The sequence below is a fragment of the Kribbella solani genome, from assembly GCF_014205295.1.
Taxonomy (GTDB): Bacteria; Actinomycetota; Actinomycetes; order Propionibacteriales; family Kribbellaceae; genus Kribbella; species Kribbella solani.
Window position 1 is genome coordinate 7298117 of sequence record NZ_JACHNF010000001.1, and the last position, 14037, is coordinate 7312153.

Genomic DNA, 14037 nt, shown 5'->3' on the forward strand with positions numbered 1-14037 from the left:
GCTCGACCTTTTCCGGCGGCCCTTCGGCCGGAACCGTGAGTGCTTCCGGTCGACCTAGGGCCGGACCTCGAAGACCAGGTTGAACGGTGATTGGGCGACGGTCCGGAAGCGGGTGAAGCCGGCGGCCTTGGTGACGTCGCGGATGCGCGCCGGGCCGGCCTGGGTTCCGAGCGCGAGACCGACCGGCTGGGACAGCGACGCCGGCGTGCACAGCAGCGTCGAGAAGCCGTAGTACGCCCGGCCGACCGGGTTCAGGTTGTCCTCGACGTGGTCGCCGGCCATCGGTTCGACGAGCATCCAGGTGCCGTCGGGCGCCAGCGCGTCGCGTACGTGCCGGGCCGCGCCGACCGGGTCGCCCATGTCGTGCAGCGCGTCGAAGGTGGTGACCAGGTCGTACCCGGCCCCGCTGAACTTGTCGGCCGGCGCGACCTCGAACGTCACCCGTCCGCCCAGACCCGCGTCCGCGGCCCGGAGCCGGGCCGTTTCGATCGACGGTTGGTGGTAGTCCGATCCGATGAACGTCGACCGCGGGAACGCCTCGGCCATCAGGACGGTGGACGCGCCGTGACCGCAGCCGATGTCCGCCACCGACCCACCGCGCTCGAGCCGCGCGACCACGCCCTCCAGCGCCGGCAGCCAGCTGGACAACAGATTGGCGTTGTACGACGGCCGGAAGAACCGCTCACACCCGATGTGTACGTCCGACGTGTGCTCGTGCCAGCCGATGCCCGCGCCGCTACGTGCTGCCTCGATTGTCTGCGTGGCGTGCTGCACCGTGCCTAGCGCGATCTGGAAGAACCCCGGCAAGTACGCGGGGCTGCTCGGGTCAGTCAGGGCAACGGTCTGTTCTGGCGGCAACGTGTAGCGACCAGTGGCTGTGTCGTATTCGACGAACCCACCTGCTGCCTGGGCGTTCAGCCACTCGCGGGTGTAGTGCTCGTCGGTACCGGTGCGTTCCGCCAGTTCAGGTGCCGTGGTCGGCCCGTGGTCGGCCAGCGCCTGGTAGTAGCCGAGCCGGTCGCCCATCACGACCAGTGCCGCGTTCAGCGTCGCTCCGACCTCGTCCACCGCCCGGTACACCAGACCCATCAGTTTGTCGCTGTCGATCGCAACAGTCATGGCTTCCTCCCCTAGTGGTGCCTGTTAGTGCTTATGGCCGAACGTAGGCAGCGGCGGCCGGCCATCGCATCAGGTGGGTCACCTGGTGCACACTGCGAAACATGCTGATCGGGCGGGCCGCGGAGCGCCGGGTGATCGAGCAGCTGATCGCGGGGGCACGCGTCGGAGCCGCCGGCGTACTGCTCGTCACCGGCGAACCCGGCATCGGCAAAACCACCCTGCTCGACGAAGCCGCCGCACTGGCTACCGGACTGCGTGTACTACGTGCCCGCGGCACCGAAGCCGAGCGGGAGCTTCCCTTCGCCGGCCTGCTCCAACTGCTTCGCCCGGCGTTGGCGCACCTGAACCGCATCCCCACGCCACAGCAGTCCGCGCTGTCATCCGCACTGGCACTCGGATCAGCTGCGGCCGGCGAGGGAGGTACTCAGTCCGCGGATCGGTTTGTGGTTGGAGCCGCGACACTCAACCTGCTCTGCCGGTACGCCGAGGATGCGCCGGTGGTGCTGATCGTCGACGACGCGCACCAGCTCGACCAGCCCTCAGCTGAGGCGCTGCTGTTTGCCGCGCGGCGGCTGGTGGCTGATCCGATCGTCATGCTGATTGCTGTACGCGCCAACGAACCGCATCCGTTCGAGGCGGACCTGCCACGGCTGCAGCTGGAAGGGATTCCGCTGGAGGCGGCACGGCAGCTGATGCGGCAGCTGCCCGGTGAGCTGGTCGAGCAACTGCACCGGAGCGTCGCAGGTAACCCGCTGGCGCTACTCGAACTAGCAGATGACCCGGACCGCCTGCAGCGGGTGCCTCCTGGTGTGCCGCTACCTGTCCCGGCCATGCTCGCCGAAGGGTTTGCTGCCAGAGCGAACCAGCTGACGCCAGATGCACGCGCTGCGCTGCTGGTTGCCGCAATTGACGAGTGTGAGCTCGGTGCGGTGACCAGAGTGTGCGAGGAGCTCGGTGCCGACGTTGCCGCGCTGGCGGAGGCCGAGGCGGTTGGACTGATCGCGATTCGCGACGGTGAGGTGCTGTTCCGGCATCCGCTGGTGCGGTCCGCGATCTACAGCACGGCTACGCCTGTTGAGCGGCGTACTGCGCATGCTGCGGTGGCTCGGACGACGCCAGACCCCGACCGGCGCGCCTGGCACCTGTCCGAGGCTGTTCTGGGCGCTGATGATCAGGTAGCGGCTGGACTGGTGGTTGCGGCCGAGCATGCGGCGGCACGGGGTGCGCATGCGGTGGCGGCGACGGCGTACGAGCGGGCCGGACGGCTGAGTCAGAAGCCGCAGGAGCGTGCTCGCAGGCTGGTTGCCGCCGGAGCCGCCGCATGGTCGGCCGGGCTCGCGGAGCGGGCGCAGGCGCTGCTGGACGACGCGCTGGCGCTGCAGCCGCCGGTACAGGTTGGTCTCTGGGCGCAGGAGATCCGGGGCGACATCGAGGTCAAGTGCGGATCGCCGCGACGGGCTCGCGACATTCTGGTTGCCGCCGCGGCGGACTGTGACGACCCGGAGGTCGCTACCGCGCTGCTTGCGGACGCGGTCGGCGCGTGCTTCCGGATGTGTGATGCGGTGGCTGGGCTGGAGGCCGCGTACGAGCTGGACCGCCTGCTTCCGGCCGTGCACCGACCAGGACTCCGCGTGGTCGGGATGCTGGCGAGCGGAGTAGCCAAGATCCTCGCCGGCCACGGCGGTCCCAACCAACTACACGAAGCAATCTCAGCCGCCTCATCCGAGCGAGTGGAGCGGGACAGCAGGTGGGAGTTGTGGGTGCGGTTGGGGGCTCTGTGCTTGCGGGAGACCGGGGCCCGGCGGACCCTGCGGCAGCAGGCGATGCTGGACCGGCCCGGACAGGTAGCCCTGGCGTCCCTGCCGGAGCTTCTGTTCGTAGTAGGTCGTGACGACGCGACCACCGATCGCTGGGCGGACGCGGAGGCGTCGTACGACGAAGCGATCCAGCTGGCACGGGAGACCGGGCAAACCGCCGTACTGGCAATGAACCTGGCCGGTATGGCTTGGCTGTCGTCTCACCAGGGGAGGGCGGAGTGCCAGGAACTAGCGGCAGAGTGTCTGCGGATCTGCACCGATCACGAGATCCACCTCGGCACAGTGTGGTCGCTGTTCGCCCTGGGAGACCTGGAACTCGGACGGGGCGATCCGGCATCAGCGCTGCCCCAGTACGAGCATCTGGTCGACGTACTGGCTGAGTACCGCCTGAAGGACCCGGACTTGTCCCCAGCGCCCGAGCTGGTTGAGGTCTATGTACGCATGGGACGTGTGCCTGATGCCCAGCGAGTAGCGCAGGAGCACTACGAGCTGGCGGCGGCGAAAGGACAGCCCTGGTCGCTGGCGCGGGCAGCACGAGCGCGCGGTGTAGCCGCTGACAGCGAACGGGACTTCCTACTGGCGCTGGACCACCATGCCGAGACGGTGGACGTTTTCGAACTGGCCCGGACCAGGCTGGCGTACGGCGCGTGGCTGCGACGCGTACGACGCCGGGTGGACGCTCGTACGCAGCTGCGGCTCGCAGTGGAAGGTTTTGACGCGCTAGGCGCACCCGGTTGGGCTGACCAGGCCGCTGCCGAACTCAAAGCCACCGGAGAGACAGCGCGGCGCCGCGTACCCAGTACTGCGGACGATCTGACGCCACAGGAACGGCAGATCGCTCTGCTGCTCGTGGATGGGCGCAGCATCCGGGAGACGGCGGCACGGCTGTTCCTCAGTCCGAAGACTGTGGAGTACCACTTGCGCAAGGTGTACGCGAAGCTGGGCATCCACTCCCGTACCGAGCTGGCCGGCCACTTGGGTACTACTCGAACGTAGGCTGGCTGGATGAGGCAGCCGTTCACGGAAACGAGTGGTATCGCCCGGCACTGGGGCTTCGAGGATCTCGCGGCCAACGGACCCGTACAGCGGCTCACGCTGTTCACCGGGGTCCCGGTCTGTCTGATCACTGGGTACGCGGAGACCCGCGAGTTGCTGGCGCACCCGGACGTGGTGCGGTCGCCACTGGAAGGTCCGCACCGGGACACGGTGCTGGATGACCTGATCGCCAGGACCGAACAGCACATGCTCGGCGCCAACCCGCCCGACCACACCCGCCTGCGCAAGCTGGTCACGGCAGCTTTCACCCGGCGCCGGATCGACGCGATGGAACCACGCATCCGCGAGATCGCCACCGACCTACTCGACCAGCTGTCCGCCACCACCCAACCGGTTGATCTCGTGGATGCGTACAGCTATCCGCTGCCGATCACCGTGATCTGTGAACTGATCGGGATTCCGGCGATCCGGCGGGACGACTTCCGGCGCTGGTCGTCGGTGATCGTGAACGCCGCCGCGCACCCGGCGGACGAGTACGTCGAGGCGACCACGCTGATGCTCGACTGCGTCCACGATCTGATTGTCGACAAACAACAATCGCCGAGCGACGACCTGCTCTCCGGCCTGATCCAGGCCCGCGACGGCGGCGACCGGCTCAGCGAGGACGAACTGACCTCGATGGTCTTCCTGCTGCTCGCGGCCGGTCACGAAACCACTGTCAGCCTGATCACCAACGGCGTACACGCGCTGCTCCGGCATCCCGAGCAGCTCGAGTTGCTGAAGGCGGAGCCGGAGCGGTTGCCGGCCGCGGTGGAGGAGTTGCTCAGGTACGACGGTCCGCTGCAGGCCGCCATCCCGTACGTCACCCAGGCGCCGATCGACATCGCCGGGCAGCGGATCGCGGCCGGTGAGGTGATCGTGTTCGCGCTGCTCCCGGCGAACCGCGACATCCGGAAGGTCGAGCGGCCGGACGAGCTGGACATCACCCGGGACGACGCCACGCACCTCGCTTTCGGGCACGGCATCCACCACTGCCTCGGCGCGCCCCTGGCCCGGCTCGAGGGCCGAATCGCGCTCGAGCTCCTGTTCGACCGCTTCCCGAATCTCCACCTCGCCGACCCCACCCAGGACCCACCCCGCACCCCCAGCCTCCTGATGAACGCGATCCGCGAACTCCCCGTCCACCTCTGACACGCGGCCCCATTTGAGCGGTTAACCTCGCCGACTGCCCGTTCACCACCCGCATGCGAGGGGCGAACGGGCAATTTCAGACGTGAACCACTCAAATGCCGTGCGGCTGGCAGGCGGGTGGGCGGACGGGTGGGCAGGTGGCGAGCAGACGGGTGGGGAGGCGGCGGGCGCGCGGGTGGGAGGTGGGTGGGGGTGAACGGGGGGTGAAGTGGGGTTGAATCGCGGTGGTGGGATTGCTGGGTGGTTGGGTGGGGATGGCATTCTTTTCGGGTGACGGAGTTGATGGAGGTTGCGCGGCACCTGCTCGGGATCGCGATGGCCTCGCATTGGCTGCTGCTCATCCTGTTCGCCGCCGCCGCGCTCGACGCGGTGTTCCCGGTGGTGCCCAGTGAAGGCATGGTGATCACCGCCGGGATGGCGGCCGCGGCCGGGCATCAGAATCTGCTGCTGGTGATCGCGGTCGCGATGGCCGGGTCGGTGATCGGCGAGTCCGCCTGCTACTTCCTCGGTCGTGGGTCCGGCCCGGTGCTGCATCGCTGGATGCGGCGCCAGGAGCGGCGTCAACAGCTGTACGACAAGGTCGCGACGGCGCTGCACGCGCGCGGCGGGCTGATCCTGATGACCGTTCGGTACATCCCGGGCGCGCGGATGGTCGCGACGCTGACGGCGGGCGCGACCCGGTACTCGTTCAAGAAGTTCCTGGTGTTCACGTTCTTCGGCGTCACGATCGCGTACACGTACGTGGCGCTGCTCGGGTATCTGGGTGGGGACGCGTTCGCGCACGACCAGTTGAAGGGGCTCGCGTTCAGCCTCGGACTCGCGGCGGTGATCGGCCTGGTGATCGAGACCGCCCGCCGAATCGCCGTCAAGCGCCGCGCAGCGAAACTCCCAGCCGCCTGAAGAGATCCCGGCCGGCTGAACATCACGGCTGGTTAACGATCGTCGCCTTGGTTCGGCCGTGGGGGCGTGTCCTGGACCAACCTTCGGGTGGTTCCGTGCGTCAGTAGGTAGGTGGTGAGGCCAGGGGTTAACCTCGCGGCCGCCGCGTTGGTCGGCGCGGCGGTGCTGGCCGGATGCGCCGACGTACCGCCGTCCGGCGCGCCCACCCCAGGCAAATCCGGCGCCTCGACGGGCAAACCCGGCGACTCCAAGCCCAACCCGAGCACGCCGGCGAAACCCGGTCCATCGTCGACAACCCCATCGTCGACAATCCCCTCGCCGACGACCCCGTCGTCAACAATCCCAGCGCCGACGATCCCAGCGCCGACAACGCCCGGACCGACGGCCCCGGCGACCGGGCTGCCGGCGGCGGCGCCGGTGACGAGAAGCTTCCCGAGCCGGTTGCCGAACGGGAAACCGCCGCTCTTCGTCGTCGTCTCCTTCGACGGCGCCGGCGATCTCGCGCTCTGGGCCCGCTGGCGCGCCGTCGCGAAGCAGGTCAACGCGCGGATGACGTTCTTCCTCTCCGGCCCGTACCTGTACCCGGAGAACCACCGCACCGACTACAAACCGCCGTTCCACAAACCCGGCGCCTCCGAGATCGGCTGGGGTGACACCGCGAACGTCCTCGCCCGGACCACCGTGCTGCGCGAAGCGATCGCCGAAGGGCAGGAGATCGGTACGCACGCCAACGGGCACTTCTGCGGCGCGACCGGGATCGGGAAGTGGACGACCGCGCAGTGGACCGCCGAACTCAGCGCATTCGACCGCATGGTCCGTACCGGCCCGACCCTGGCCGCGGGCAAAACGGTCGCGCCGCCGTTCGACCCGTCGACGGTGAAGGGCATGCGGACGCCGTGCCTGGAGGGCAACCGGGCCGCGTACCGGCTGGCGATGGCGAAGCGCGGGATGCTGTACGACGCGTCCGCGCCCGGGTACATCGCCTGGCCGAAGAAGGTCAACGGCCTGTGGAACTTCCCGCTGGAGTCGGTGACGCTGGCCGGGACCGGCAAGAAGACGCTGACGATGGACTACAACCTCTGGTACGCCCAGACCAAGGCCCGCAAAGCGCCGCTCGCGCAGGCGCCGGCGCTGCGGGCACAGGTCCTCGCGACGTACCGCGCCGCGCTGGCCAAGTCGCGGGCGAGTGGGAACCCGCCGCTGTTCCTCGGCAACCACTTCAACCGATGGAACAACAGCGTGTACTCGGATGCCCTGACCGACTTCGTCAAACAGACGTGTACGCAACCGGACGTGCGCTGCGTGTCCAACATGGAGCTGGCGAGCTGGCTGGCGAAGAACGGCGTACCTACCGGACAGAACCGCCCGTCATAACCTCAGCAATCACAGCTTCAGATACCCGTACGCGCTCTGCCAGGTGCCGCCGTCCTTGATCCGGCCGACCACCAGCCGCTGCAACCTGGTGTCCTGCGGCAGCTCGTCGAGCTGATCGATGCCATGCGTACGGAAGGTGAAGAAGATCGCGCTGTCCTGGCTGTCGTTCGGCGTCCCGTACGGAGTGAAGCGCCGGCCGAACCGCACCATGTTCGAGTCCTGAGGCAGGTTGTCCAGCAGATACGGGTCGAGCAGCCACGACCACAGGTTCGCCGTCTGCACCGGGAACTCCGGGAAGTACCGCGGGAAGAACTCACGCGCCTGGGCAAGGCTGTCGTCGACAAGCTCGTCAGTCAGCGGACCGGTCTCCGGGATATGTACGCCGATGATCCACTCGCCGGTCTCCGTACCAGGCACCGGTCGCTCCTCGGTGACCTGGTGCAGCAGGTACTGCAGGCGGCCGAGCGCGTAGATCTGACCGACCCAGTGGATGGTCATCCACCAGTGCGTCTCCAGGCCGTAGCTCCCGTGCGTACGCCGATTGACCTTGATCTGCTGCCCCAGGTCGGCCAGCGTCGCCCAGCTGATGTCGTCCGGAATCCCGCGCTCGGCGTGGAACCGGCGGATGTCCGGGACGGTCTCCAGGAACGCCTGGATCGAGTCCCGCGGGTCCTCCGGCATCTGGAACCGCGGCTCACTCCCGAGCTTCCCGACCGATGACCGGATCTGCTCCACCAGCCCCCGCACCGCCACCGGGTCCGCCTGGTACGCCTCCGCATCCTCCCGATCCGCGTCGGCAAAACCCAACTGGCGATACACCTCGACACTTGTCACTCGTCAACGGTAACCGATTCCCCCGTGGCCAGAGACTTACCGTTCTTCGGCCAGGCCCAGGTACAGGATTTTGGGGTCGGCCGGGTTGAAGGCAAGGGACGGGATGCCGTCGTTGCGGTTGTGGTGTTTGGTGAGTTCGCCGGTGGACGGGCGGAAGCGGTACAGGTCGGCGCCGAAGTTCGCGAAGGACGTGCCGTAGCTGAAGTAGATGAGGTCCGGGTCGGCCGGTGACGCCCACATCTGGTTGCCGTTGATCAGGTCGGCCTGGGTCTGGTCGAGTACCTCACGGAACTTCTGGCCGCCGTCGATGGACTCCCAGATGAACCGCGTCGACCGGTCCCGGTCGTACCCCTCCATCCACACCTTGGACGGGTCGGCCGGGGAGATGGTCAGGCTGAACGCGTTCACCCGCTCGACCGGGCGCGAACGGGTCCAGCTACGACCGCCGTCGAAGGTGACGTACACGCCGTCGGACATCACCCCGACGACGACGTGATCCGGGTTCCGCGGATCGATCACGGCGTCGTACGCGTACAGATCACGCGCCGGGAGGACGCCGGTGCGCTGCCAGCTGATGCCGTCGTCGGTCGAGTCGTACAGCTGGCCGTCGCCCGCGACCACGCGCAGCCGGCCGGGCCGGGCGTTGAGCGCGGCCAGCCCGCCACCCTCGACCGGGCCGGCCACGGTGCTGACGTTGGCGCCGTGTACGCGGAGGATCGGCTGGTCGTTGACGCTGTAGATGTACGCCGAGTCGTCCGGCCCGGCCTGCACGTCGTACGTACTCAAATCGTCGGTGAACTTGTCCAGGAGTTGCCAGCTGCATCCGGCGTCGCTGGAACGCTGGATCTCCCGCTGGCCGATGCTGATCAGGGTGTTCGGTGCTTGCAGCGCGGCGACCTTCGCGTACGTGACGGCGCGCAGTCTGCCGGTGGTCGGGGCGAGGGTTTCGCCGTCCGACTCGGTGATCGTCACCGAGCCGTCGCCGTACACGGTGTCGCAGTGCGGCCGGTTCCAGAACCAGCCGGGTCCGGCGGCACCGGCCGTACCGGGAATCAGCGCGAGGAGGACGGTCAGAGCACTACCCAGGGCGAGGCGGTGTGAGGTCATCCCTTAGGTGTAAGGGTTTACCAACGAACCGCACAGCGCTCATCGGTGGCCAACAGGCGCCATGACGGGAAGCGGTCAGCTGGCCGCGGTGTCGATGTGCCGGGCCAGGATCAGGTCGTTGTCGGTGATGCCGCCGGCCTCGTGGCTGCTGACCCGGAAGGTGACGGTGGTCCAGCGGATGTCCATGTCCGGGTGGTGGTTCATCGACTCGGCCAGCTGCGCGACGGTCGCGACCAGCCGGATACCGTCCAGGAAGGTTTCGCTCTTGACGCTGCGGACCAGCTCGTTGTCGACGACCTTCCACTCCGGCAGGTGGTCGCGCAGCGCGAGGTCGATCTGGTCATCGGTCAAAAGGTCAGCCATGCAGTCACTCTAGACCTCTGCCCGCCGGACCCGCGCCGCGGCCGACAGCCCCGCACCGGCCAGCACCGCGCCCGCGACGATGATCACGCCGAAGACCCACGGCCGCGGATTGTCGGAGTTGAAGGCCAGCAGGGTTCCGCTGATTGCCAGCGCGGTCGCGATGCTCATCGTGCCGGCCATCTGACCGGCGCTGCTGTTCCGTCCGGCGTTGTTGTGATCGGACAGATCCAGCGTCAGCACCGACAGGCTGGACGAGCTGAGACCCATCCCGATCCCCGCGAATCCCCAGCCGATCAGACCGAACCAGGTCGTCGCGTCGGTCCAGGCCAGCAACGACGTCACCAGCAAACCGACGGTCATCAACGCCAGGCCCGTACGCAGCACGGTGACCCGTTCGATCCCGTGCTCACGCCCCTGCAACCACGATCCGAACGCCCAGCAGACGCCGGTGATCGACAATGTCACCCCGGCCCGCGACGGGCTGAAGTTGTGCTGCAACGTCAGCAACAGCGGCAGGTACGCTCCGACTCCGGCGAACGCTGCGCCACCGAGCGCACGGACCGCGACGACGGCCGGGAAACCACGTCGCGCCACGAAAGTACCCGCGGGCATGACGCGTACCGCGGACCGTCCGAGGACCAGGAGCGCGACGACGACCGCCGTACCACCGAGGACCGGATGCGCCTCGAGATGATCGCCCGCGACGGTCATCGAGAACAAGGCGACGGATGCGGCGAGCGCCCACGGAAGGGCAGCGCGCCAGGCCGCGAGCTCGGCGGCATCGTCGGCGCTGCGCTCGGGTACCGGCGAGGTCGCCGACTGGCGCATCGCCGGCCGAAGGAGCAGCCAGCTCGGTACGAGCAGAACGACCGCGCCGAGGAACACCCAGCGCCAGCCGAACTGCTCGGTCACCACACCGGTCACGACCGGGCCGAGCACGGACGGCAGGATCCACATCGCGGCGAACAGCGAGAACATCCGCGGCCGCAGTACGGCAGGCAATGCCCGCGCGACCAGGACCATCAGCGACACGTCGAGCAGTCCTTCGGCCAGACCGCTGAGCAGCCGGCCGGTGATCACCATCGGCATCGTGGTCGCCGTACCGACCAGCAACTGGGCAAGTGCGAACGAGACCGCGCCGGCACGTAGCGTCGGGATCGGGCCGCGGCGATCGGACCAGAGGCCGGCGATCGCGAGGGAGATCAGGTAGCTGGCGTTCGGCGCCGCGTTCGCGAGACCGAAGCTGCCGAGCGCGTGGAACTCGCGGACCATCGTCGGCAGCGCCGTGCCGACCGCGCGGTTCTCGAAGGCGCCGAGGGTGACCAGGCCGATCACGCCCAGTACCAGCGGGAGGTGCCGGCCGGTGAACAGGCGGGGGCGGGTCGTGGGCTCGGCGGTCCGGGCGGTCGAGGTCATGACCGCTATCGTCGAAGTTGAAGTTAGGTTGAAGTCAAGAGGAGCGGTTGCCGGGCAGCCGGAAGATCAGCACCAGCACGCGCAGCACGAGTACCGCGCAGATCACCAGCAGGTTGTACCCGAAGAACTGGAACAGGCTGATCGAGTCGGTGAACTTCGGGCCGCCGGGCGTACCCAGCAGCAGCACGGCCATGATGCCGGCGGTCGCGCCGATGATCGCCAGCAGCGCCTGATGCAGCAGACCGGTGAAGTGCCGGCGGTCGCGCTCGTCGGCCAGCAGCCGGACGTTCACGCCGAGCCGGCCACTCTCCGCGGCGGCCGCGATCCGGTCGATCCGGCGCGGCAGCCGGCGCAACATCGGCAGCAGCGTGGCGAGCTCCTCGGTTGCCGTCCGGCGAAGCGCGTCCGGGGCCAGCCGGTCCGTGACATGCGCGCCCGCGAACTCCCGCGACGCCTCGACCAGGTCGAACCCGGGGGAGATCCGCGAGATCGTGCCCTCGACCGTCGCAAGCGCCCGGAACACCGCGGCGACCTCAGGGGGTACGCCGAGGTCGTGCGACGTGATGATCTTGAACAGGTCGTTGAACATCGCCGGACCGAGCGCGACACCGGCGGTCAGGTGCTTGGTCATGAACTGCCCGACCGCCCGTTCCAGCCCGCGCTCGTCGATCACGTCCGGCCGGTAGACGATCTCCAGCAACGCGTCGGTCGCGGAGACCGGATCGCCGTGGTCGATCGCCAGCAGGAACCGCTGCAGCGCCTCCCGGGTGGCCGGGTCCAGCCGGCCGACCGAGCCGAGGTCGAGCATGCCGATCCGGCCGTCGGTGAGCAGCAGGAAGTTGCCGGGGTGCGGGTCGGCGTGGAAGACACCGTCGATCGCCACCTGTCCGAGCAGGCAGTCGAAGAGGGTCCGGCCGAGCCGTACCGGGTCGAGTCCGCGGTCGGCGATCGCCTGTTGCGCGTTCCCGAGACCGATCCCGTCCAGGCGCTGCATGGTCAGTACGCGGCGGGTGGAACGGTCCGGGTAGAGCCGGGGCACGACCAGGTCCTTGCTGCCGGCAACGGAACGCCCGGCCGCGACCGCGGTCATGTTGCCGGCCTCGACGGTGAAGTCGAGTTCCTCGCGCATCGCGTCGGCGAAACCGTCGGCGAGCGCGCGTACGCCCATCGCGCGGCCCCAGTCGGTGTTCCGGTCGAGCAGCCGGGCCAGCCGGCGGACGATGTCGAGATCGCGTTCGACCAGGCCGGCGATGCCGGGGCGCTGCACCTTGACCACCACCGCCTCGGCGTTGGCGCCGGCGGACAGGCGGGCGGTGTACACCTGGGCGATCGAGGCGGCGGCGAGCGGCTTCTGGTCGAACTCGGCGTACAGTTGGTGTGGTGGCGCGCCGAGCTCTTCGGTGAGTACGCGCTCGATCTGCGGCCACGGCACGGGCGAGACCTGGTCCTGGAGATGGCTCAGCTCGGCGGCGACCGCGGCCGGGATGACGTCGCTGCGGGTCGACAGCACCTGCCCGAGCTTCACGAACGTGACACCGGCCTCGTCCAGCGCTAGCCGGAGCGAACGGGCCAGGTCGGCCTGCCCGGCCGCGTTCTCCCGGCCGGGGCGCCGGCGGCCGCGCAGGTACGGGCCGAGGCCGTGCTTGAGCGCGATCCGCATGATCTGCAGGTACCGTCCGGTACGCGCGATCCGGCCGCCCAGATCCCGGCGCAGATCGCGGGCCCGGGGCAACGAACCGGTCGGGACGAGCGCCTCCGACAGCACCAGGAACACCAGGCCGGTGAGCATCGCGCACAGCGTCGTCAACCCGAGCAGCGCGACCGCCACCGCGTTCGAGCCGGTGAACTCGCCCGACCCGACCAGCGCGTTCGCGATCGGGCTGAACACCGCCAAGGTCAGTGCCGCGCCCAGGCCCATCCGGACCAGCCCGAACCGTACGCCGAGCAGCCGCTGCGCCACCGGTACGAAGATCACCGCGAACACGGCGATGCTGAACAAGGCTCCCACCACAACACCCATGCCCGCACCCTAGGTGCTTGAGCCGCCCGACCGGCTCACCCACGCGAGTGAACCACCCCCCAACCCGCCCGTCCCGAACAACCCTCCACTTCAGGGGTCATCCACTGAGGTGGAGGGTTCGGCGGGTGGTTCAGGGGGTACGCGGGTCAGGCGGGGCGGCGGCGGATCTTGTTGCCGAGCCAGACCAGCGGGTCGTACTTGCGGTCGGCGACCCGTTCTTTCATCGGGATCAGCGCGTTGTCGGTGATCTTGATGTGTTCGGGGCAGACCTCGGTGCAGCACTTGGTGATGTTGCAGAAGCCCAGGCCGTGCTCGTCCTGGGCGGCGTGCTGCCGGTCGGCGGCGTCGAGCGGGTGCATGTCCAGCTCGGCGATCCGCATCAGGAACCGTGGCCCGGAGAAGTTCTCCTTGTTCTCCTCGTGGTCACGGATCACGTGGCAGGTGTTCTGGCAGAGGAAGCACTCGATGCACTTGCGGAACTCCTGCGAGCGCTCCACGTCCTGCTGCTGCATCCGGTACTCACCCGGCTTCAGGTCCGCCGGCGGCTTGAAGGCCGGCACCTCGCGGGCCTTCTGATAGTTGTACGAGACGTCCGTGACCAGGTCCCGGATCACCGGGAAGGTACGCATCGGGGTGACCGTGACGACCTCGTCCTCTTCGAACGTGTTCATCCGGCACATGCACATCAGCTTCGGCATGCCGTTGATCTCGGCGCTGCAGGAGCCGCACTTGCCGGCCTTGCAGTTCCACCGGACCGCCATGTCCGGCGTCTGGGTGGCCTGCAGCCGGTGGATCACGTCGAGGACGACCTCGCCCTCGTTCACCTCGACCTCGTAGTCCTTCAGCTCGCCGCCGTCGGCGTCGCCCCGCCAGACCCGGAATTTGCCCTTGTAGCTCATC

The 14037-nt window shown here is 68.5% G+C and carries 11 protein-coding genes; 4 read left to right on the forward strand and 7 right to left on the reverse strand.

Annotated features, from left to right (window positions below; translation table 11 throughout):
- Positions 1–54: 54 nt before the first annotated feature.
- Entirely contained in the window at positions 55–1119 is a 1065-nt protein-coding gene (locus HDA44_RS33945; RefSeq protein WP_184841534.1) for a class I SAM-dependent methyltransferase, read from the reverse strand.
- A gap of 101 nt (positions 1120–1220) precedes the next feature.
- Between HDA44_RS33945 and HDA44_RS33950 the strand changes: the two genes are divergently transcribed.
- The 4 genes from HDA44_RS33950 (at position 1221) to HDA44_RS33965 (ending at position 7397) form a co-directional block, all read left to right on the forward strand.
- Entirely contained in the window at positions 1221–3932 is a 2712-nt protein-coding gene (locus HDA44_RS33950) for a helix-turn-helix transcriptional regulator (protein ID WP_184841536.1), read from the forward strand.
- Positions 3933–3941: 9 nt separating this feature from the next.
- A complete protein-coding gene (locus HDA44_RS33955) occupies positions 3942–5123 on the forward strand; it encodes a cytochrome P450 family protein (protein ID WP_184841538.1) in 1182 nt (393 codons plus the stop codon).
- 270 nt (positions 5124–5393) lie between these two features.
- The gene (locus tag HDA44_RS33960; protein ID WP_184841540.1) at positions 5394–6023 is read left to right on the forward strand and encodes a DedA family protein; all 630 of its coding nucleotides are present in this window, start codon (positions 5394–5396) and stop codon (positions 6021–6023) included.
- Between the two features lie 114 nt (positions 6024–6137).
- Positions 6138–7397 (forward strand): polysaccharide deacetylase, encoded by a 1260-nt coding sequence (locus tag HDA44_RS33965; RefSeq protein ID WP_184841542.1) that lies wholly within the window; start codon positions 6138–6140, stop codon positions 7395–7397.
- Between the two features lie 9 nt (positions 7398–7406).
- Here the strand turns inward: HDA44_RS33965 and HDA44_RS38785 are convergent, their stop codons facing one another.
- The 6 genes from HDA44_RS38785 to HDA44_RS33995 all read right to left on the reverse strand — a co-directional run bounded on the left by HDA44_RS38785 (position 7407) and on the right by HDA44_RS33995 (position 14036).
- Positions 7407–8231: an acyltransferase domain-containing protein gene (locus tag HDA44_RS38785; RefSeq protein ID WP_184841544.1), complete on the reverse strand. Its 825-nt coding sequence runs from the start codon at positions 8229–8231 to the stop codon at positions 7407–7409.
- A 36-nt stretch (positions 8232–8267) separates the two neighbouring features.
- Complete coding sequence (locus HDA44_RS33975; RefSeq protein WP_184841547.1) at positions 8268–9338, reverse strand: WD40/YVTN/BNR-like repeat-containing protein; 1071 nt, start codon at positions 9336–9338, stop codon at positions 8268–8270.
- Positions 9339–9413: 75 nt separating this feature from the next.
- Positions 9414–9701, reverse strand: coding sequence for a 4a-hydroxytetrahydrobiopterin dehydratase (locus tag HDA44_RS33980; protein WP_184841549.1), 288 nt, complete (start codon positions 9699–9701; stop codon positions 9414–9416).
- Between the two features lie 9 nt (positions 9702–9710).
- Complete coding sequence (locus tag HDA44_RS33985; protein ID WP_184841551.1) at positions 9711–11117, reverse strand: MFS transporter; 1407 nt, start codon at positions 11115–11117, stop codon at positions 9711–9713.
- Between the two features lie 34 nt (positions 11118–11151).
- A complete protein-coding gene (locus tag HDA44_RS33990; protein WP_184841553.1) occupies positions 11152–13137 on the reverse strand; it encodes an ABC1 kinase family protein in 1986 nt (661 codons plus the stop codon).
- A gap of 146 nt (positions 13138–13283) precedes the next feature.
- Positions 13284–14036, reverse strand: coding sequence for a succinate dehydrogenase/fumarate reductase iron-sulfur subunit (locus HDA44_RS33995; RefSeq protein WP_184841555.1), 753 nt, complete (start codon positions 14034–14036; stop codon positions 13284–13286).
- Position 14037 lies beyond the last annotated feature (1 nt).